General features: G+C 33.4%; 16 protein-coding genes. 10 read left to right on the top strand and 6 right to left on the bottom strand.

Translation table 11 applies throughout. The annotated features are described in order from the left end of the window. Positions 1–103: 103 nt before the first annotated feature. The gene (locus tag ACNQF6_RS12480) at positions 104–2,065 is read left to right on the top strand and encodes a KUP/HAK/KT family potassium transporter (protein WP_417966239.1); all 1,962 of its coding nucleotides are present in this window, start codon (positions 104–106) and stop codon (positions 2,063–2,065) included. A 141-nt stretch (positions 2,066–2,206) separates the two neighbouring features. After that, positions 2,207–3,463 (top strand): RsmB/NOP family class I SAM-dependent RNA methyltransferase, encoded by a 1,257-nt coding sequence (locus ACNQF6_RS12485; RefSeq protein ID WP_417966240.1) that lies wholly within the window; start codon positions 2,207–2,209, stop codon positions 3,461–3,463. A 115-nt stretch (positions 3,464–3,578) separates the two neighbouring features. Here the strand turns inward: ACNQF6_RS12485 and rho are convergent, their stop codons facing one another. Beyond that, positions 3,579–5,381 (bottom strand): transcription termination factor Rho, encoded by a 1,803-nt coding sequence (rho, locus tag ACNQF6_RS12490; protein ID WP_417966241.1) that lies wholly within the window; start codon positions 5,379–5,381, stop codon positions 3,579–3,581. A gap of 181 nt (positions 5,382–5,562) precedes the next feature. Here rho and ACNQF6_RS12495 point away from each other — a divergent pair, with 181 nt between their 5' ends. The 3 genes from ACNQF6_RS12495 (at position 5,563) to ACNQF6_RS12505 (ending at position 8,580) form a co-directional block, all read left to right on the top strand. Then, on the top strand, positions 5,563–5,976 hold the full coding sequence (locus ACNQF6_RS12495; protein ID WP_417966242.1) for a DUF4293 domain-containing protein: 414 nt from the start codon (positions 5,563–5,565) through the stop codon (positions 5,974–5,976). 157 nt (positions 5,977–6,133) lie between these two features. After that, positions 6,134–6,796 carry a response regulator gene (locus ACNQF6_RS12500; protein WP_417966380.1) on the top strand — a complete coding sequence of 221 codons (663 nt, stop codon included), beginning with the start codon at positions 6,134–6,136 and terminating at the stop codon, positions 6,794–6,796. 56 nt (positions 6,797–6,852) lie between these two features. After that, the gene (locus ACNQF6_RS12505; protein WP_417966243.1) at positions 6,853–8,580 is read left to right on the top strand and encodes a tetratricopeptide repeat-containing sensor histidine kinase; all 1,728 of its coding nucleotides are present in this window, start codon (positions 6,853–6,855) and stop codon (positions 8,578–8,580) included. Here ACNQF6_RS12505 and ACNQF6_RS12510 read toward each other — a convergent pair. Further along, positions 8,555–9,052: a metallophosphoesterase family protein gene (locus ACNQF6_RS12510; protein WP_417966244.1), complete on the bottom strand. Its 498-nt coding sequence runs from the start codon at positions 9,050–9,052 to the stop codon at positions 8,555–8,557. The two genes, ACNQF6_RS12505 and ACNQF6_RS12510, sit on opposite strands and share 26 nt — an antisense overlap. 272 nt (positions 9,053–9,324) lie before the next feature. Here ACNQF6_RS12510 and truA point away from each other — a divergent pair, with 272 nt between their 5' ends. The 5 genes from truA (at position 9,325) to cysK (ending at position 15,567) form a co-directional block, all read left to right on the top strand. Beyond that, the gene (gene truA / locus ACNQF6_RS12515; protein ID WP_417966245.1) at positions 9,325–10,059 is read left to right on the top strand and encodes a tRNA pseudouridine(38-40) synthase TruA; all 735 of its coding nucleotides are present in this window, start codon (positions 9,325–9,327) and stop codon (positions 10,057–10,059) included. 82 nt (positions 10,060–10,141) lie between these two features. Next, the gene (locus tag ACNQF6_RS12520) at positions 10,142–11,896 is read left to right on the top strand and encodes an ABC transporter ATP-binding protein (protein ID WP_417966246.1); all 1,755 of its coding nucleotides are present in this window, start codon (positions 10,142–10,144) and stop codon (positions 11,894–11,896) included. Positions 11,897–12,195: 299 nt separating this feature from the next. Beyond that, complete coding sequence (gene lpdA / locus ACNQF6_RS12525) at positions 12,196–13,584, top strand: dihydrolipoyl dehydrogenase (protein ID WP_417966247.1); 1,389 nt, start codon at positions 12,196–12,198, stop codon at positions 13,582–13,584. A 225-nt stretch (positions 13,585–13,809) separates the two neighbouring features. After that, positions 13,810–14,646 (top strand): serine O-acetyltransferase, encoded by an 837-nt coding sequence (locus tag ACNQF6_RS12530; protein WP_417966248.1) that lies wholly within the window; start codon positions 13,810–13,812, stop codon positions 14,644–14,646. A 3-nt stretch (positions 14,647–14,649) separates the two neighbouring features. Further along, the gene (gene cysK / locus ACNQF6_RS12535; RefSeq protein WP_417966249.1) at positions 14,650–15,567 is read left to right on the top strand and encodes a cysteine synthase A; all 918 of its coding nucleotides are present in this window, start codon (positions 14,650–14,652) and stop codon (positions 15,565–15,567) included. Between the two features lie 1,650 nt (positions 15,568–17,217). On the opposite strand, the gene ACNQF6_RS12540 is transcribed toward cysK, so the two are convergent. Genes ACNQF6_RS12540 through ACNQF6_RS12555 form a run of 4 tightly spaced genes read right to left on the bottom strand, consistent with a single transcriptional unit; the run spans position 17,218 to position 21,160 of the window. Continuing rightward, the gene (locus tag ACNQF6_RS12540) at positions 17,218–19,563 is read right to left on the bottom strand and encodes a response regulator (RefSeq protein WP_417966250.1); all 2,346 of its coding nucleotides are present in this window, start codon (positions 19,561–19,563) and stop codon (positions 17,218–17,220) included. A 9-nt stretch (positions 19,564–19,572) separates the two neighbouring features. Beyond that, positions 19,573–19,995, bottom strand: coding sequence for a response regulator (locus ACNQF6_RS12545; RefSeq protein ID WP_417966251.1), 423 nt, complete (start codon positions 19,993–19,995; stop codon positions 19,573–19,575). A 21-nt stretch (positions 19,996–20,016) separates the two neighbouring features. Next, positions 20,017–20,430, bottom strand: a complete 414-nt coding sequence (locus tag ACNQF6_RS12550; protein ID WP_417966252.1) for a response regulator — start codon at positions 20,428–20,430, stop codon at positions 20,017–20,019. Position 20,431: 1 nt separating this feature from the next. After that, positions 20,432–21,160 carry a sensor histidine kinase gene (locus tag ACNQF6_RS12555; protein WP_417966253.1) on the bottom strand — a complete coding sequence of 243 codons (729 nt, stop codon included), beginning with the start codon at positions 21,158–21,160 and terminating at the stop codon, positions 20,432–20,434. Positions 21,161–21,163: the final 3 nt, after the last annotated feature.

Consider the following 21,163-nt stretch of genomic DNA (forward strand, 5'->3'; position numbering starts at 1 on the left):
AACTTTAAAAACACGGCTTATAACGCCGTGTTTTTTTTTATTGTATAAAAAGCGTTAATTTATTTTAAAAGTGTAAATTTGACCAGTTTTTTAAAAAATTTTTATGAGCACTTCACACAAAGACCTCCATAGCAAATGGACATTAGGTGGATTATTAATTTCATTAGGAATAATTTACGGCGATATTGGAACTTCACCTCTATACGTAATGAAAGCCATACTTGGAGATCATGTTATTAATGCTGATATTGTTTTAGGTGGGATTTCATGTGTTTTTTGGACACTAACTTTACAAACCACCATAAAATATGTCATCATTACGCTAAGTGCTGACAATCATGGAGAAGGTGGGATTTTTGCTCTATATGCTTTAGTCAAAAAAACAAAAATCCAATGGCTAATAGTCCCCGCAATAATTGGCGGAAGTGCATTACTTGCTGATGGAATTATCACTCCTCCTATCTCAGTTTCTTCTGCTGTAGAGGGAATCAGAACCTATTACCCTGAAATTAATACAATACCAATTGTTATAGGCATCCTATTTGTTCTTTTTACCATTCAACAATTTGGAACCAAATTAGTCGGGAAGTTTTTTGCCCCAATGATGATGATTTGGTTTGCAATGCTTGCAGTACTTGGGATTGCACAGATTTCTCAAAACACAGAGGTTTTAAAAGCTATCAATCCGTATTATGCTTATCATTTATTGACTATTCATCCAGAAGGCTTTTTTGTTTTAGGCTTTGTATTCCTCTGTACTACCGGTGCCGAAGCTTTATACTCAGACATGGGACATTGCGGACGAAAAAACATCAGAATCAGTTGGATTTTTGTAAAAATCGCTTTAGTGCTTAATTATTTTGGGCAAGCTGCCTATTTGACACACCACGAAGGAGAAACATTGCACAGTTTGGGTGGGAAAAATGGAAATCCATTTTATCTAATAATGCCTGACTGGTTTCAACCTATTGGAATCATAATAGCTACGCTTGCTGCTGTAATTGCTTCACAAGCATTAATAAGTGGATCTTTTACATTGATAAATGAAGCGATGCGATTAAATTTTTGGCCAAAAGTAAAAATAAAATACCCTACTGAATTAAAAGGTCAATTGTACATTCCCTCTATAAACTGGTTATTGTTTTTTGGCTGTGTTGGAATCGTATTGCACTTTGAAGAGTCAAGTAATATGGAGCATGCTTATGGTTTAGCAATCATCTTATGCATGATAATGACCACAATTTTACTTAATTTTTATTTAATAATGAAAAGAGTAAAATTATATTTCATTGTTCCTTTAATCACCATTTATTTAATAATCGAATTTAGTTTTTTGGCGGCAAATATCACTAAATTTGCTGATGGTGGCTATGTAACACTTTTTATAGCTATTGCATTGATATCAGTAATGACTATTTGGTATTTGGCAAAAAAAATCAACAAGAGTTATACTAAAATTGTTAAAATTGAAGATTATAAAAAAGTACTTATTGAATTAAGTGTTGATTTATCGATTCCAAAATATGCCACACATTTAGTCTATATGACCAATGCTGGAAGAGTAGATGAGATAGAAGAAAAAGTGATGTATTCTATTTTACAAAAAAGACCTAAAAGAGCTGATATTTATTGGTTTGTCCATGTAAACATATTGACTGAACCTTATAAAACTGAATATAAAGTAACCGAAATTGTTAAAGATGACTTGTATCGTGTAGATTTTAATTTAGGATTTAGAGAGCCTACAAAAATTAACTTGATGTTTAAGGAAGTCATCAAGGACATGGTGCAAAAAGGAGAAATGGATATTACCAGCAGATACGAATCTTTAAATAAAAATAACATCATAGGTGATTTCAAATTTGTATTGTCTGAAAAATTCCTTTCTAATGATAGTGACTTAAGGTGGCATGAAAAAATAATTATGAACTCTTATTTCTTAATTAAAAAACTAAGCTTGTCAGAAGAAAGAGCGTTTGGTTTAGACAGTAGCTCTGTAAAAATAGAGAAATTCCCAATGGTGCTTCATGCACCTGAAAAGATAGGTTTGACAAGAGTAAAATAAATATCTTTTCATTTAAAAATATAAAAAAAACACTGTTTTGAAAACAGTGTTTTTTTTTTTTTAAAATTAAAAAACAACATTCATTATTAAAAATATAACATTCAATCAATTAATAGTACCTTTGCACCTCAATTATTTAAAATGAGATTACACAGAAATTTAGTTTACACAACAATAGATGCATTAAATGCCATTTTTAATGAAGGCGAATATGCTGATAAAGTGGTAGCAAGATCCTTAAAAAAAGACAAACGTTGGGGAAGCTCTGACAGAAAGTTTGTTGCCGAAACCATCTACGAAATTGTACGTTGGAAAAGATTATACGCAGAAATTGCAGAAGTAAAAGAACCTTTTGACAGAGACAATCTTTGGAGAATGTTTTCTGTTTGGGCAATATTAAGAGGATATCCTATTCCGGATTGGCGTCAACTAGAAGGAACTCCGGAACGAAAAATTAAAGGACGTTTTGACGAACTTTCAAAAGTGAGAGCTTTAAAAGAATCTATTCCAGACTGGATGGATGAATTAGGCGTAAAAGAATTAGGAGAAAAAGTTTGGGCAACTGAAATAGCAGCTCAAAACCAGCCTGCGAAAGTTATTCTAAGAGTAAATACACTTAAGACAACTAGAGAAGCACTACGTGCTATTTTGATGGATTTAAACATTGAAACAGAAACGCTGAAAAATCAACCGGATGCTTTGGTACTGAAAGAAAGAGCTAATGTTTTCTTAACTGACGCTTTCAAACAAGGTTTCTTTGAAGTTCAAGATGCCAACTCCCAATTAGTTGCTGCTTTCCTTGATGTAAAACCAGGAATGCGTGTTGTTGATACATGTGCTGGTGCAGGTGGAAAAACACTTCACATAGCTTCATTAATGGAAAACAAAGGACAATTAATTGCAATGGATTTATATGAGAGTAAACTGAAGCAATTAAAAATCAGAGCCAAAAGAGATGGCGCTTTCAATATTGAATACCGCATTATTGACTCAACAAAAATTATCAAAAAATTACACGAGAAAGCAGACCGTGTTCTAATTGACGCGCCATGTAGCGGTTTAGGAGTCCTGAAAAGAAATCCAGACGCTAAATGGAAATTGAAACCGGAATTTATTGATAATATTCGTAAAGTACAATCAGAAGTTTTAGAAAGTTATTCTAAAATCGTAAAACCGGGTGGAAAATTAGTTTACGCTACTTGTTCAATATTACCATCAGAAAATCAAGAACAAATTGCTCGTTTTTTAAATACTGACATTGGTAAACAATTCAATTTTATAAAAGACCAAAAAATATTGGCCTCAGAGTCAGGTTTTGACGGATTTTACATGGCTTTGTTAGAACGTAAAGAAAACTCCGAACAGAAAGAAAAAAGAGTACAAAAAGAAATAGAATAGATTTTAGTCTGTATAATTCACAAAAAAGTCCTCGAAATTCGAGGACTTTTTTTATTTCATTATTTTTTCAATTCAATCTTTTTGAAATATTAAACTAAAAAAATCAAACTTGCAATTAATCATTCATTGAAATTAAAAACTCTTCATTATTCTTCGTTTTCTTGAAACGATCATTGATAAAATCCATTGCTTCCACAGGGTTCATATCCGAAAGGTATTTTCTCATAATCCACATTCTTTGCAATGTTTTTTGATCTAATAACATATCGTCACGTCTTGTACTTGAAGACGTTAAATCGATAGCCGGAAAAATACGTTTGTTTGCAATTTTTCTGTCTAATTGCAACTCCATATTACCAGTACCTTTAAATTCCTCGAAGATAACTTCGTCCATTTTCGAGCCAGTTTCAGTCAATGCAGTAGCAATAATACTTAGTGAGCCTCCATTTTCTACATTACGGGCAGCTCCAAAGAAACGTTTCGGTTTTTGCAATGCATTCGCATCCACACCACCACTTAGTACCTTACCCGACGCCGGCTGTACTGTATTATACGCTCTAGCCAAACGCGTAATGGAATCCAATAGAATCACTACATCATGACCACACTCAACCAATCGTTTTGCTTTTTCAAGAACGATATTTGCAATTTTTACATGCTCTTGCGGTTCTCTGTCAAATGTAGAAGCAATCACTTCGCCACGCACACTGCGTTGCATATCTGTAACCTCTTCCGGACGCTCATCAATCAATAAAACAATCAAATATACTTCAGGATGATTTGCCGCTATTGCATTGGCAATTTCCTTAAGCAACATTGTTTTACCGGTTTTAGGTTGCGCGACAATCATTCCACGTTGTCCTTTTCCTATTGGTGAAAATAAATCAATAATTCTAGTTGAAATCGTGCTTTGTTTTTCTGCCAATTTAAATTTTTCTGATGGAAAAACTGGTGTCAAGTGTTCAAATGAAACTCTATCACGAACCACTTGAGGATCGTGTCCGTTTATTTTTAAAACTCTAACTAATGGAAAAAATTTCTCTCCTTCTTTTGGTGGGCGAACCACACCTTTTACGGTATCTCCGGTTTTAAGACCGAACAATCTAATTTGTGAAGTCGATAAATAAATATCATCAGGAGAAGCCAAATAGTTGTAATCCGAAGAACGCAAGAAACCATAACCATCTGGCATCATTTCAAGAACGCCTTCACTTTCTATAATTCCGTCAAATTCGAAATCCGAAGCAGCAAAATTACTTTTCTTATTTTTAAAATTCGGATTTTGATTCCCGTTACCATTCCCATTTTGATTTGGGTTTTGGTTTGGATTCTGATTTGGATTCTGATTTGGATTCTGCTTGTGTAATTGATTTGGATTTATCTTTTTTACTGGAGCAACAGCAGCTTCTGTTTTATCTTCAATTGCAGAGTCAGCAACAATGATATTATCCGTATTTGCTTCTTTTATTTCTTCTTTATCCTTTTTTAAAGCAATCTTTTTCTCGTAAGCTGATTTATTAAATTTAATAATTTTACCTACTTTTTTTTCATTCCCATCGGATTCAGGCTTTGGAGCTGATTCTTCTTCTATTGAAACAGCTTCAATTGGAAGATTATTTTCAACTGGAGCATTTATTTCTGTTACAACTTCATCTTTCTCAAAAAGAGAATTTGGCACCGGCTTTTTAATTGCTGATTTTTTTACAGGAACTATTCTAACTCTTTTAGGTTTATCATCATCAAGGCTATTATCCCTTTTTGTATCTGATGCAGAATCAATGCTTGCCACTTGATGCTCTAAAATTTGACTGATTAATGTCTCCTTTTTTACGCCGTTAAATTTTATGGTTTTAGCTGATTTAGCTATTTCTTGAAGCTCAGAAAGCTTCATTTCTTTTAATGCAGAAATATCAAACATGAATGTTCTATGAGTTTAATTAATTTTTGGAAAAAATGTAAAGATAGGTAGTGAACTTTATTTTGAATCAACCGCAGTATGAAGTGCTTACGGTATTATGATGCAATAATACGAATAAAATTTAATCAGACAATAGTATTTATTAAAAAGAAAATATATTTTTGTAAAAGATATTTACCAAATGATACAAAGAATTCAAACCATATATTTACTACTTGCTTTTATTGTTACAGGCATCTTACTCTTTTTTATTCCGTTATGGACAATGAAAGGTGGTAAAGACTTTTATTTCATGCAAAGCCAAGTGTATACCATAATACTGGGATTGAGTACTACGTTGACTTTGTTAAGTATTGTTTCCTATAAAAAAAGACAAAATCAATTTGTTATCGGCAGATTGAATATCATATTAAATTTGATTTTATTAGGATTGTTTGTATATCGTTCACTAAATCTATCTGGAGAAACACCTGCTGTTTCGGAGAAAGGTATTGGGATGTTTCTACCTGTAGTTGCTATCGTGTTATTAGTCTTGGCTAATAAAGCTATCAAAAAGGATGAAGATCTTGTAAAATCTGTGGACAGATTGAGGTAAACCTATAAACTTTAGTTTATTAGTGCGAAGAGAACCCGAATGTAACAATTCGGGTTTTTTTGTGTCTAATATTTTAATTTGGATTAAAAGAGAATAAAAATCTTATAAAATGATATTCTCCTGTTTTTTTTATAAATTTGAAAATAGTAATTACGATATGTTACAAAAAATTAGAATCCACCTTGCTGATGACCATCAAATACTTATTGATGGTATACGTACCTTGCTACATACCATTGCTGATGTTGAAGTAGTTGGATTCTCTCTCAACGGAGACACAATTTTCTATGAAGTCACCGAAAATAAAGCCGATATACTTATTTTAGATATTAACATGCCTAAAAAAGATGGAATCGAAGTCATTAAGGAATTTGCCGAAAAAGGATTTCCTTGTAAAATTATTGTTTTATCTAGTTACGATGATTTAAGAATAATAAAGGAAGTAATGAAATTAGGCAGCAGTGGTTATTTAACAAAAAAATGTGCAGGTGAAAATATCGTTGAAGCGATTCAGGCGGTATCCAGAGGCGAAGAATATTTTTGTAAATCAGTGCGGGAAAAAATCTTTAGTACCGTTACAAAAGACAATGTCAAATTAATCAAAAATGAGTCTACCTTAAATTCTATTTTAACTGATCGCGAATTAGAAATAATAACATTAATATCCCTAGAATACAGTGGTAAAGAAATTAGTGACCAACTGTTTATCAGTATGAATACCGTTGAAACTCACCGCAAAAATATAATGAAAAAACTAGGCGCCAAAAACTCTATAAGTCTGGTTAAATACGCTATCAAAAACAAATTAATCAAATCTTGAGTTATCTATTTAAAATACGATTTGCTTTTAACAAGAACAGAAAAATTAAAGTATCTATGACGTACAAAAAAATTGCTATAGTATTGACTTTACTATTTAATTTCTCTGGAATTACTGTTTTTGCATTTAAAAAATCACCCAATAAGAAAGAAGTTACACAACTTGCAAAAGAAGCTAATGAGCTTATGAAAATAGGTAATTTTGAAAAGTCATTAATAAAATCAAGACTTGCACTAACAGACGCTATTGCTTTGAAAGATGACAATCTAATTGCCACAACTTACAACACAATTGCTGCAAATTTTGATCAATTATCTGAATACGACAAGGCTTTTTTTTATTACAATAAAGGATTAACCTATGCCAATAAAACGAATAATGATGTTTTAAAAAATTGGATTAATAATAATTTGGGAAACATTTATTGCTTTGACAAAAAACAATATGAAAAAGGAATTTACTACTACAAAAAGTCACTGCAATACAGCACAAAAATTCATGATTCAGCTCAAATAGTTTTCACTAAAATCAATATTACTTGGGCCCATTTTGACATTGGCCGCTATGAAGAGGGACTTCCCTATTTAAAATACATCAATAAACACCATAAAAAACATGGAGATGAATCGACCATTGTTGCCCTAAACATGCTAAACGGGATGTATCATAGCTATAAAAATGACACTCAAAAGGCATCATTTTTTTTTCAAAATGCCATTAAATTAGGAACTGAAGGAAATGAAAAATCAGATTTATCGTATTCACATTATGAGTTTTCTAAATTTTTATTAAAAAATAAAGATTATGAGAATGCGTATAAAAATCTGGCAATTTATAATGACCTAACGATTCAATTAAACAATGAAGAAAAGCTTAACAAAGCAAATGTTGCCGGAATAAATCTTGAAATTGACGAGTATAAAAGAGAAATCGATAAAATAGGAAACGATTACAAAACCAAAGAATATTTACTAATACAAGAACAATCCAGAAACAAAAAAATTGTGATTGTAATAATTATTATTTTATTATTTTTCTTTTTCCTTTTTTACATTTTCTCAGAAAACTCCAAGCTTAAACAAAAAAATAAAATCAAAGACATACAAAGTCAACTACAACAAAATACAATAAACGCCTCTATCAACGGGCAAGAATTAGAACGAAAAAAAATCGCTTCATTTTTACATGATAACATTAGTGCTTTACTATCCTCAGCAGGTTTACACCTGAATGCGTTTACCTCTCAAAACCACATTATTACTGAAGAAATTGTAAAAACTAAAGCCATATTAGAGGAAGCACATGATCAAATAAGAGATTTATCTCATGAATTGATGCCGACACTTTTAGCACGTTTTGGTTTGTTTTACGCATTAGAAGATTTATGCGAAAAAAATTCAAACTCAGTAATTCACTTTAATTACTGCATCGTTGTACCTACAAAAACACGTTACAATGAAGATTTTGAAATGAAAATGTATTTTATCACAATGGAACTACTAAACAATATTATAAAACACAGTCGGGCTAGTCAGGCAAATTTGACTATTCAAGAAAACAATAAATCACTCCAAATCAAAATCGAAGATAACGGTAAGGGATTTGACTCCGATAAATTTTACATACTGGAAGGTTTTGGAATCAACCAAATTAAAGCCCGAATAAACAATTTAAAAGGAACTATCACAATACATTCAAAGATTGATTTAGGAACAACTGTGGCTATTGAAGTTCCTATTACTTATCAAAAAAAGGCAACTATACCCGTTTTTCCATCTCAATAATTTCCATATCCTTTATTTTATCACCCTCAATCACAAAACGTAACATCGTGCGTACCTGATGAAAACCACTTTTTCCAGCCGCCCCAGGATTCATGTGCAATAAATTATGTTTTTTATCAAATATGACTTTCAGGATGTGCGAATGCCCACAAATAAATAATTTTGGAGGAGATGATTCCATTTCTGCTTTAATATTAGGATTGTATTTCCCCGGATATCCGCCAATATGTGTAATCCAAACATCGACCCCTTCACACATAAAACGATTGTGCAATGGAAATTCCATTCGCACCTTGGCATCGTCAATATTACCATAGACACAATGCAACGGTTTTAGCTTTTTAATCGCATCCGTTACAGCCAAATCACCTATGTCGCCAGCATGCCAAACCTCGTCAGCCTGAGCGACATATTTCAAAATCGTATCGTCAATATGACTGTGCGTATCAGAAAGCAGAAGTATTTTTTTCATATTTATAATGTCATTACGAGGCACAAAGTAATCTGGAGCAATTTACTTCGTCAGTTCGCTTCGCTCGTGTCCAGCTATCCGTTACAATCTTTATTATTTTTGGCAACAAAACAATAAAGGATTTTCACTTTTATCAGGGCTAGGATTTTGCGGTAAAAATAAACATTCGAATTCCAAATAAAAAATGAAATCGAAACTTAACAAAGTTTGCGCCTATGCAACTTCGTGGCAAAAAAATTAATAAGTATCTTTGTGGCTTCAAAAAAATTCACTTGAGGTATTTTATCAAATTAGCATACAACGGAACCCATTATCACGGCTGGCAATACCAACCCAATGCTACTTCCGTTCAGGAAACGATGAACAAAGCGTTTTCGGTGCTATTGAATACGACCATCAATGTTATGGGAGCCGGAAGAACGGATACTGGCGTTCACGCCAAAGAAATGTATGCTCATTTTGATTTTGAAACACCATTTGATATTCCAAGTTTAGTGCATAAACTCAACTCTTATCTTCCAAAAGATATTGTGATTTATACTATTATTCCGGTTCATGATGAAGCGCACACCCGTTTTGATGCCACAAAAAGAACCTATGAATATCATATCAATACGTTCAAAGATGTTTTCTCGCAAGAACATAGTTGGTATTTCCATCAAAATCTAGATATCGATTTGATGAATGAAGCAGCACAAATACTATTCAACCACACTGATTTTCAGTGTTTCTCAAAAGTAAATACTGATGTAAACACATTTGACTGTACAATTTTTGAAGCCTATTGGACTCGAGAAAACGGTAATCTGATTTTTACCATTTCGGCCAATCGTTTTTTACGTAATATGGTGCGTGCCATTGTGGGAACATTGGTAAACATAGGATTACACAAGATTGCACCGACTGATTTTACTGCCATCATAGAAAGTAAAAACCGAGATAAAGCTGGTTTTTCGGTTCCGGCGCATGGTTTATATCTAACCAAAATAGAATACGATTATATTTAAATAATTATGAATTAAAAATTACGAATTATGCATCTAAGATTCAATTCGTAATTACTGGTTCGTAATTCGTAATTCACAAAATATGAAAGCAAAAGCATTTGATACAAGATTATTCAAACGAATATTAAAATTCACAAAACCCTATCAATGGCGTTTTAACGGTGTGATTATTTTTGCCGTTTCGCTGTCAATTTTTGCGGCATTACGTCCGTATTTATTGAAACAAACCGTAGATGGTTACATAGCAACCCAAGACAAGCAAGGTTTATTGCTGTATGTAGTCTTGATGGGAATCGTACTATTACTGGAAGTATTCTCGCAGTTTTACTTTGTGTATTGGGCAAACTGGCTCGGTCAGGATATTGTGAAAGACATTCGAACAAAATTATTTCGCCATATTTTAAGTTTCCGAATGAAATATTTTGATCACGTTCCTGTGGGCCAACTCGTGACACGTTCGGTTTCAGATATTGAATCGATTGCCCGAATTTTTAGTCAAGGATTGTTTATGATTATCAGTGACTTGATGAAAATGGTTGTCGTATTAGCTTTTATGTTTTACATGAACTGGACCTTAACTTGGATTGTGATTGTGGCGATGCCAATTCTGGTTTTCTTTACCCGAATTTTCCAAAAGAAAATGCAAGTCGCTTTCGAAGAAGTGCGGACCCAAATTGCCAATATGAACTCCTTTGTGCAGGAACGCGTCACGGGTATGAAAATTGTCCAACTCTTTAACCGTGAAAAAATTGAATACGGAAAATTCAAAAGCATCAACGACAAGCATAAAAAAGCATGGATAAAAACCATTCTTTACAACTCCATCTTCTTCCCTATTGCGGATATTATTTCGTCTTTAACACTTGGTTTTATTGTCTTGTATGGCGGAATCAAGATATTAAACGGAGATAATTTCACCACTTTTGGAGATTTATTTTCGTACACCATGTTCATCGGGATGTTATTCAATCCGTTGCGTCAAATTGCGGATAAATTCAACGAGATGCAACTGGGAATGATAGCGGCGAACCGTGTTTTTGACATTTTGGATACCGAAGATCAAATTCAGGATACCGGAATTATCAAAGCGCCCATCTTTAAGGGAGATATTGAATTCAAGAATGTTCGTTTTGGGTACATTCCGGATGAAGAAGTGATAAAAGGAATTAATTTAGAGGTTAATGCAGGCCAAACTATTGCAATTGTTGGCTCTACAGGTGCCGGAAAATCTACGATTATCAATTTGCTGAATCGTTTTTACGAAATCAACAGCGGTTCTATTTATATTGACAATCACAATATTGAGAATTACACTTTGGATTCTTTGCGCAAACAAATTGCGGTTGTTTTACAAGATGTTTTCCTTTTTGCCGATACTATATTCAACAATATCACCTTAAATAATCCTGAAATTAATCGGGAACAGGTTTTGGCTGCAGCCAAAAAAATTGGCGTCCATGAATTCATCATGAGTTTGCCGGATAATTACGATTTTGATGTGAAGGAACGCGGAGTAATGCTTTCTTCGGGTCAGCGCCAATTGATTGCTTTCTTGAGAGCGTATGTCAGTAATCCAAGTATTTTAATTCTGGACGAAGCCACATCATCGATAGATACCTATTCTGAAGAATTGATTCAGCGTGCTACGGAAACGATTACCAAAGGCAGAACATCCATTGTGATTGCACACCGCTTGGCAACGATTGTCAATGCTGATAAAATTGTAGTAATGGACAAAGGACTGATTGTAGAACAAGGAACTCATTTAGAATTAATCAACCGCGAAAGTGGCTATTACAAAAATCTGTATGACTCCCAGTTTTCAGTAGCGAATTAGTTTTTTGGTGTAAAAGACTAAGAATAAAAACACACAAATTTGTTTTTTACACTTTTGCAATTTGTTTAAAACAAAGGTGTTTTTCTGAAAATTTGTTAGTTTGCCACTTTATTACTTTGAAACTTTCTCAAAACAGAATAAATCCTTAAATTCGCCCAATCTTTTAAACAAAAGAAACACACAAAATGAAATGAGTTTTTAGGAAAGCATTTCAGCAATAAAAAGAAATAAAAAACTTTGAAATGACACGAGGCTTAGCCGAGTGCATTTTGTACAAATAACAAATAAACAAGCACAAAATGAAATACGATATTATAGTTTTAGGAAGTGGTCCAGGTGGTTATGTTACAGCTATTAGAGCATCACAATTAGGCTTTAAAGTAGCCGTAATAGAAAAAGAAAACTTAGGTGGTGTATGCTTAAACTGGGGTTGTATCCCAACAAAAGCATTACTAAAATCGGCTCAGGTTTTTGATTATCTAAAACACGCTTCTGATTACGGATTGACTGTTTCATCATTTGACAAGGACTTTCCTGCTGTTGTACAACGCAGTCGTTCAGTAGCTGACGGAATGAGCAAAGGGGTTCAATTCTTGATGAAAAAAAATAAAATTGACGTGATTGACGGTTTTGGAAAACTAAAACCAGGAAAAAAAATTGCTGTTACAGATAAAGACAATAAAGTTACTGAATACAGTGCGGATCATATTATTGTAGCTACTGGAGCACGTTCTCGTGAGTTGCCAAACTTGCCTCAAGATGGTGTAAAAGTGATTGGTTATAGACAAGCAATGACATTACCGACACAACCAAAATCGATGATCATCGTGGGTTCTGGAGCGATTGGAGTTGAATTTGCACATTTCTATAACTCTATGGGAACTGAGGTAACTATCGTAGAATTTATGCCAAATGTAGTTCCTGTTGAAGACGAGGACATTTCGAAACAAATGGAGCGTTCTTTGAAAAAAGCAGGTATCAAAATCATGACTAACTCCTCTGTTGAGAGAATTGATACTACTGGAGCAGGTGTCAAAGCATTTGTGAAAACGGCAAAAGGAGAAGAAGTGTTAGAAGCGGAAATTTTACTTTCAGCTGTTGGAATCAAAACTAACATTGAAAACATCGGATTAGAAGAAGTAGGAATCGCTACTGACAAAGATAAAATTTTAGTAAATGCTTATAACCAAACGAATATACCAGGTTACTACGCTATTGGTGATGTTACGCCAGGACAAGCATTAGCGCACGTTGCTTCTGCGGAAGGAATTAACTGTGTGGAGAAAATTGCAGGACTTCACGTAGAACCTATCGATTACGGAAACGTACCGGGTTGTACCTATGCTACTCCAGAAATTGCCTCTGTAGGTTTGACTGAAAAACAAGCTAAAGAAAAAGGATACGAATTGAAAATTGGTAAATTCCCATTCTCAGCGTCAGGAAAAGCAAAAGCTGCCGGAACACCGGATGGTTTTGTAAAAGTAATTTTTGATGCTAAATATGGCGAATGGTTAGGATGTCACATGATTGGTGCCGGAGTTACGGATATGATTGCTGAGGCAGTTGTGGCACGTAAACTGGAAACTACAGGACATGAAATCCTAAAATCAATTCACCCACACCCAACGATGAGCGAAGCGGTTATGGAAGCGGTTGCTGATGCCTATGGTGAGGTAATACATTTATAGATTTCAGAATTTAGAATAAAGATTTCATTTTAAATATTAATCCGATTTGTGAAAGCAAATCGGATTTTTTTTATGGAAACATTTCCAACACAAAGCATCCATTTTGTGGGAATTTAACATATTAACATTTATTTACAAAGCAAGGTTATGAACCTATTCAATTCTACTCTATATTTGTATTCTGAGCTTTTTTTCTCGTTTAATTCTGATTTTATTCCATCATAAATGAATACTGAAACCATCCGTTTTTCGAATACACTGCATGAAAACCAAAATAAAAGTTGGGTAAGAGCCATCGATTCTACCAAAATTATCAATTGGATTGATGATTTATTCAAAATATTATTTCCCGAGAAAGTTTTGGAAACCATACAAATCGAATTGCTTTTGGACCAAAACAAAGCCAACTTTATTGCTATCCTTTCGGAAATTGTAAAAGACAAAACGGCCAATGAAATTCTGGATGATGCCGAATCTTTTTACATCACGCTTCCGGACTTGTACCATTCGATGCAAAAAGATGCGCAAGCCATATTAGATACGGATCCCGCTGCTGATTGTATTCAGGAAATCATCAATTCCTATCCCGGATTTTTTGCCATTGAAGTCTATCGTGTTGCTAATGCCATTGCTTCCCGTACCTCTTGCTTGCTACCGCGAATTCTTACTGAATATGCGCATAGCAAAACCGGAATTGACATTCACCCAAGTGCCACCATCGACGTTCCATTTATGATAGATCATGGCACCGGAATTGTCATTGGCGAGACCACAACCATAGGAAAACATGTTAGTATTTATCAAGGAGTTACTTTGGGAGCGTTGCAAGTCGAGAAAAATATGCAGGAAAAAAAACGCCATCCTACCGTAGAGGACCATGTTATTATTTATGCTAATGCCACCATTTTGGGCGGAAGCACCATAATAGGAAACCATAGTATTATAGGTGGAAATACGTTTATAACCAAGAGTGTTAATCCGTATTCGTTTGTCATGCAATCCAATAAAAATACTGTTTTAAATCAGCAGGAAACTAAAGATATTAATTTTTTCTCCATATAAATTATGACAAAATACAACAACATACTCGAAACAATAGGGAATACCCCACACGTAAAAATCAATCGTTTGTTTGGTGCCAACCATAATGTTTGGATTAAACTGGAACGTGCTAATCCCGGAGCCAGCATCAAGGACAGAATCGCTCTTGCGATGATTGAAGATGCCGAAGCAAAAGGATTATTGAAAGCTGGAGGCACAATAATTGAAGCTACATCCGGAAATACAGGAATTGGACTAGCAATGGTTGCTGCCGTAAAAGGGTATAAATTAATACTGGTGATGCCAGAATCGATGTCTATAGAAAGACGCCGACTCATGAGCCTTTATGGTGCTGAGTTTGTCTTGACGCCCCGTGAAAAAGGAATGAAAGGCGCGTTGGAAAAAGCACAAGAATTAGTTACCGAAATGCCAAATGCCTGGTCACCGCTTCAGTTTGAAAATCCTGCCAATATCGAAATTCATAAAACAACCACCGCTCAAGAAATCATAAATGCATTCCCTGAAGGACTGGATTATTTGATTACCGGCGTAGGAACAGGTGGTCACATCACGGGTTGTGCCGAAATACTGAAACAACATTTCCCCAACCTGAAAGTGTACGCAGTAGAACCCGAAGCTTCACCTGTTATCAGTGGCGGCACACCGGCTCCCCACCCTATTCAAGGAATTGGAGCAGGATTCATCCCTACCAATTTACACACGGAGCTATTGGACGGAACCATCCAAGTAAGCAAAGACGAGGCATTTGCATACGCCCAAAGAGCTGCAAAAGAAGAAGGAATGTTTATAGGTATATCCTCTGGAGCATCACTCGCAGCCGTAGCCAAAAAACTGCACGAAATCCCTGAAAACGCAAAAGTGCTGACTTTTTGTTATGACACAGGTGAACATTATTTAAGCGTCGAAGGCTTATTTGTATAAACGGAACCCCCTTTAAATACAAACCGATTTGTGGAAACAAGTCGGTTTTTTTTGTGTTTTTTTTGGATGTATTCTTGTTGCTGTGCTTTTGTATAAATTACTTTGTTTAGTCCTACAACAAGGTCGGGCTCTACAAACGAAGTTCACTTAACTCCGCTAAAAATTAAAATATTTAATTGCGCTACGCTTCATAAAAGGATTTTCACTGCCATCCTTCATCCAAAACGTGCAAGCTAAAAGCTTTAGCATTTATAATAACCATCTCGCAATTAAAAATAAATAAGAAACATTTGCAGCTATTGAAGCTGATGCGCTTGAAGAATGTGAGCCTTCAAAGAAAATTAGGATTTCATGGAGGCAATTTTATGATTTAAAACAATTAATGGAACATGCAATAGTTCCTATTTTACGTCACAGAAGACAAATTGAAAAGTTTAAAACCACAATTAACAATTGCACTAAACTGCAAATAACTGATTAGTTGTTTGTTTTTATATTGCCAATAATATATTTACTCTAATTAGCATTAATTGAGCAAAACGATTATTCAAAACCAAAAAAAACATATCAAGCTGCTATAGGAAATAGAGGTTCTTGTGTAAATACAAATTATAGAATGAGTTTTCAAAAAAATAGTGGCTGAGTAAGTTACGATGAAGTATCAATCACAAAAAATGGAACAAAAAGTTACTGTTGTGATATTCGGCTTTTAAAGAAAATCTAAGTAGAATGAAACTAGTGGGTAATCGATAGATGTTTACAGATTATAATAGTGTATGATTAACCTAAATACGCTAGTTGATGATTTTGAAAGAATCTCTTTAGAATTTTATTCCGCGTAAGCTTAAACTTCTTACAATTTTAAAAATAGCCCAGACTCGTGTGTGCTGAAAAAATTGATTTACTTGTAAAAAGTAAGTTTTTTTTAAACGATCAATATATGAAACTCTAATTCAATCATTTAACAAATAAAGCTTTTTAGAGTACTACTTTTTAATTAAAAGGCGTCTTCACTCTAACTGACAATTCATTTGGAGTGGAAGGTTTTGTGATGAAATCATCTGCGCCAAGTTCAAAAGCTTCCTCTACTGTTTTCTCAAATCCAACACCCGAAATTATATTAATTAACCCGTAGGGTGTAATTCAATTTGTTTAATTTTTTAACCAAATAGAAACATAGATATTTAAATTCTGGAAGGTGTTTCACTTTTTTAAAGAAACTCATAGCTATGTGAACCCAAGACCCGAGCGATAGCGAACAGGCAAAACAATTGGGCTATCCGACTCTTTTTTCTATGTTTCTTTGTGGTGCAATTTTTTTATTTAAGACGAACTGAAATTTTTATTAATTACAACCAACGAGTTTAATTAGTTATTAAGTTGCAGTTCGATTTTCACTTTTCTTACGTTACCCAATCTCGATATATAAGACATCATGATATCATAAATTATTAAATCTGAATTTTCTAAAACTATTATATCTTAGGCAACTTGACCGTTTAGACATATAATCACGTGATATCCTTCTGTAACCAATCTGAATTCCATGGTTTTCAACATGTTCTCGTCATCATCCACAATTAATATCTTGTTTATAGAAATAGTTTTATAAATTTATAGCTTTAAAAAAAATAAGAATCATGGGATAATTTAATATTCTTTCACAAACTCAAGCTCAGTAATAACCAACTGACAAATTTTATTTAAATAAATAACTTCATCTCTTCTTTTCTGACTTAAGGGATTTGTCTCAATTTCATTTTCGATAATTTCTATACTTTCTGAAGCCTTGTTAATACCTAATAAACTGATGGAAGATTTTAGCTTATGAATTTCTTCTTTCAACGTTTTCATATCATCATCTTTGTTTGATTTCAAAATAATTTCTATTGATTCTGGTGTGTTTTCTAAAAAAATAGCAACCATGTTTTTAATAAAACTCTGATCTCCTTCAGCGAAATCCTTTAAATATTTAAAATTAACTAATTTATCTCCTATCAATACTTCATTTAATGTTTTTGAAGGTGGAGCATGAATTCCTTTATTTACATTATGATATAATTTCTCCAATAATACATTAAAATCATAGGGTTTAGATAAATAATCATTCATTCCATTTTGTAAACATCTTTTCTCTTCTCCCAATGATGCATGCGCCGTCAAAGCGATAATAGGAACTGAAGATTTATAACCCATTTGGGTCCGAATATGATGTGTGAGTTCACTCCCATCCATCTCCGGCATTTGGATGTCCATCAAAATAATATCATAATCGGTATTTGTGATCTTTTCAATCGCGATTTTTCCGTTATCGGCAATATCAATTTGTTTGTCCCATTTTCCAAAAACTTTCATCGCAAGAAGCTGATTCAATTCATTATCTTCTACTAAAAGTATTTTTATGTCTTTTAAGAAATCAGGGTTGATTACCGTATTTTTTAATTTAGTGAGATTGCTTGTTCCTTTTTGTGCCTTTTTATAACGCAATGAAAAAGAGAATTCACTTCCTTCTGCAAATACACTGTCAACAGTAATTTTTCCGCCCTGTAACTCGACCAATTTTCGCGTTATGGTAAGACCAAGCCCGGTTCCTCCATATTTTCTAGTAGTTTCGTTTGAAGCCTGATTGAAACTTTCAAATATGGAATCTATTTTTTCTTTTGCAATACCGATTCCAGTATCAATTACTGAAAATTTAATTAAAGAATCGGTTTCAGTTTCCTGCATTTCAGTTACTACAATTTCTACATATCCTTTTTCGGTAAATTTTAAAGCATTCCCAACTAAGTTCACTAAAATTTGAGATAGTTTTGTAGGATCTCCAATAAAATTGTCATTTATATCCGGATCAATATCGTATAATAATTTTATTTTTTTCTCTTTTGCATTAGGAGACAGTAATTCAATCACGTAACTTATTGTTTTGGATAGAGAAAATTGTACTGCTTCAAAAGTCATTTTATCGGCTTCAATTTTAGAAAAATCGAGAATATCATTGATAATAAACATCAAATTATGGCTGGCTTTTTTTATTGCTTCCACGCTTTGTTTCTGGTCATTATCTAGATTTGTACTTTCAAGAATTCTTGCAAATCCAATAATTCCATTCATGGGAGTCCTAATTTCATGGCTCATATTAGTAAGAAACTGCTCTTTTATAACAACTGCTTTTTCTGCTAATTCTTTTGCTCTAATTAATTCTACTTCGGTACGTTTTTGTTCACTGATGTCTTGAATGGTCCCCAAAATTTTAAACGGTTTGTCATTTTCATCATTCACACATTTAATGAATTCATTGATATATTTTACTGTTCCTTTTTTACTTGTGATGCTATGATGAAACTGTACTTCTGCATTTGTATTAATAACATGGTTCAGATTGTTTTCAAAAAGAGCTAAATCTTCAGCATCAGTAAAACAAGATTTAAAAAAATTTACTGAAGCAATTTCTTCGTTTTCTATTTCGAAAATAGTAAAAAATTCATCAGAAAAATAGACCTCATTAGTACTTAAATTAATTTCCCAGCTTCCTATTTTGGCTAATTTTTGCGCTTCCAGAAGTCGGTTAGCATTTACCTTCAACGCTAATTCAGTATCTTTTCGGCGTTTTATACTTTCATGTAATTTGATTGCATTTCTAATACTTTGGGAAACACCATCAGGAGTCAATAGGCTTTTTGGGATATAATCAGAAGCGCCGCTTAGTATGGCCTGACTGGCAATTTTCTCGTCTCCTTGTGAGGTTACAAAAATTATAGGTGTTTCAATTCCTGACGTTCTTACTTTTTTCAAAAAAGAAATTCCATCCGTATCCGGCATCAAATAATCTAAAAAAATTAAGTCATAATACATTGATTCAATCTTTTCCATGCCTTCTTTTGCAGAAAACGCAATGTCTACCTCAGCAATCATTCCAGATTGAGATATGGAACGGCTGATTGTAATAGAGTCGATTTTGTCATCATCGATTATTAAAATTTTTAAAATAAGGGCCATAATATGCTGTTATTTTTGACTTGAAAATTCGATGATATTCCAATAATCGTTCAATACCGAAAGAGAATAATTCAATTTATCGCTTTCAAATGACATTGGAATGTAACCGGCAATATTCAGGTTCAAAGCTGCTGCTTTATTAATATTTTCATCCGAGTCTGTAATTACAAAGATTAAAATCGATTTCAGATCCGGATGATTTCGTATTGCATTCAATAAATTTATTCCTTTTTTCTTTGTTCTATTCACATCAATAAGTACGATTTTAGGAACAGGATTTATTTTATGAGATCCATCAAGCATTAACCATGCCTCATTTTCGTTTTTTGCTAAAAATAAAGCATGCTTACAATCAATTTCTAAAAAAGACTTTTTGATGTTTTCAATTGTGGTCTTTCTATTATCTACCAGCAAGATGTTTGTGTTTCCCATAACCAAAAAAATTTAAATAAATTACATTTCACATAATTGCCAGAAATTTTTGAGCGTAGCGACTGAAGTCAAGAATTTTTCGAAAGAAAGCGGTTTAAGAATGTATCCCGCGACATTCAAATTATAAGCATTGATCTTGTCACTGTCCTCGTTTGAAGTGGTCATTACAAAAACCGATATGTTTTTAAGCTTCTCGTTTTGCCTCATAATTTTCAGAAACTCGATTCCATTCATTTTTGGCATATTAATATCCAAAATAATGATTTTAGGCAAAGAAATTGTCTTATTATCGAGCATTTCAAGGGCTTCCACTCCATTTCCAGCAACAAAAAGCGGATTCATAATATTATTTTTAGAGAATGCTCTTTTTACATTCATCACGTCTACTTCATCGTCTTCGACTAATAAAATATTTACCAATTTTTGGTTCATCATATTAATTTTTTAATGTTATTGTTTTGGGCCAATTTATTGTAAAAACCGAACCGCTACTTAATCCAGGTGCATATGCGAGTTTCCCTGCCACTAATTTCATAATTTTACAACTTATGGCTAAACCGGCTCCAGTTGTATTCACTTCATCTTTAGAATTAACGGTATAGAAAATAGAGAAAATTTTTTGAATTGCCTGTTCCGGTATTCCTGGACCGTTATCGCTGATTTTTATTTCATAATCATTCTCATTTTCACTGACTTCAACAGATACTCTTTGGTTCTTTTCATCATTAAACCGTACGGCATTATCAAGCACACTCATTATTACTTTTTGCATTTTCAGTCCTAAAGTAATACAATTTTCCTTTCGCAAATCAGCCTTAAAATCAAAATCTACATTTGCTGTATTGTTAAATAAAGCAATACAACTGGAAACCATTTTAGGAATATTCACTTCATAAAATTCTAATTCTGTTCGTTCAACCCTCGAAAGTTCTAGCAATGCATTCATCATGTTTTCGAGACGGATTACCCTATTTTTTAACAAACCTAAGTTAGTTAAAACATCTTGATTTACATCACTTCCCAGATCTTCTTCAATCCAGGTCGTTATATTTGATATCGCTCTCATTGGCGACTTAATATCGTGTGAAACAATATAAATAAACTCTTCAAATTCTTTTTTAAGTGTTGCCAATTCTTTTTGGCACTTTTTTTCAGATTCCTCCATTTT

The organism is Flavobacterium pasteuri, from assembly GCF_048286615.1.
Classification (GTDB): Bacteria; Bacteroidota; Bacteroidia; order Flavobacteriales; family Flavobacteriaceae; genus Flavobacterium.

Bases quoted from the DNA above. Each gene is read 5' to 3' on its own strand.
- ACNQF6_RS12530 (WP_417966248.1), top strand. From the start codon at position 13,810: ATGAATACTGAAACCATCCGTTTTTCGAATACACTGCATGAAAACCAA.
- ACNQF6_RS12540 (WP_417966250.1), bottom strand. From the start codon at position 19,563: ATGGCCCTTATTTTAAAAATTTTAATAATCGATGATGACAAAATCGAC.
- lpdA (WP_417966247.1), top strand. From the start codon at position 12,196: ATGAAATACGATATTATAGTTTTAGGAAGTGGTCCAGGTGGTTATGTT.
- ACNQF6_RS12505 (WP_417966243.1), top strand. From the start codon at position 6,853: ATGACGTACAAAAAAATTGCTATAGTATTGACTTTACTATTTAATTTC.
- ACNQF6_RS12550 (WP_417966252.1), bottom strand. From the start codon at position 20,430: ATGATGAACCAAAAATTGGTAAATATTTTATTAGTCGAAGACGATGAA.
- ACNQF6_RS12495 (WP_417966242.1), top strand. From the start codon at position 5,563: ATGATACAAAGAATTCAAACCATATATTTACTACTTGCTTTTATTGTT.
- ACNQF6_RS12485 (WP_417966240.1), top strand. From the start codon at position 2,207: ATGAGATTACACAGAAATTTAGTTTACACAACAATAGATGCATTAAAT.
- ACNQF6_RS12500 (WP_417966380.1), top strand. From the start codon at position 6,134: ATGTTACAAAAAATTAGAATCCACCTTGCTGATGACCATCAAATACTT.
- cysK (WP_417966249.1), top strand. From the start codon at position 14,650: ATGACAAAATACAACAACATACTCGAAACAATAGGGAATACCCCACAC.
- ACNQF6_RS12480 (WP_417966239.1), top strand. From the start codon at position 104: ATGAGCACTTCACACAAAGACCTCCATAGCAAATGGACATTAGGTGGA.
- rho (WP_417966241.1), bottom strand. From the start codon at position 5,381: ATGTTTGATATTTCTGCATTAAAAGAAATGAAGCTTTCTGAGCTTCAA.
- ACNQF6_RS12520 (WP_417966246.1), top strand. From the start codon at position 10,142: ATGAAAGCAAAAGCATTTGATACAAGATTATTCAAACGAATATTAAAA.
- ACNQF6_RS12545 (WP_417966251.1), bottom strand. From the start codon at position 19,995: ATGGGAAACACAAACATCTTGCTGGTAGATAATAGAAAGACCACAATT.
- ACNQF6_RS12510 (WP_417966244.1), bottom strand. From the start codon at position 9,052: ATGAAAAAAATACTTCTGCTTTCTGATACGCACAGTCATATTGACGAT.
- ACNQF6_RS12555 (WP_417966253.1), bottom strand. From the start codon at position 21,160: ATGGAGGAATCTGAAAAAAAGTGCCAAAAAGAATTGGCAACACTTAAA.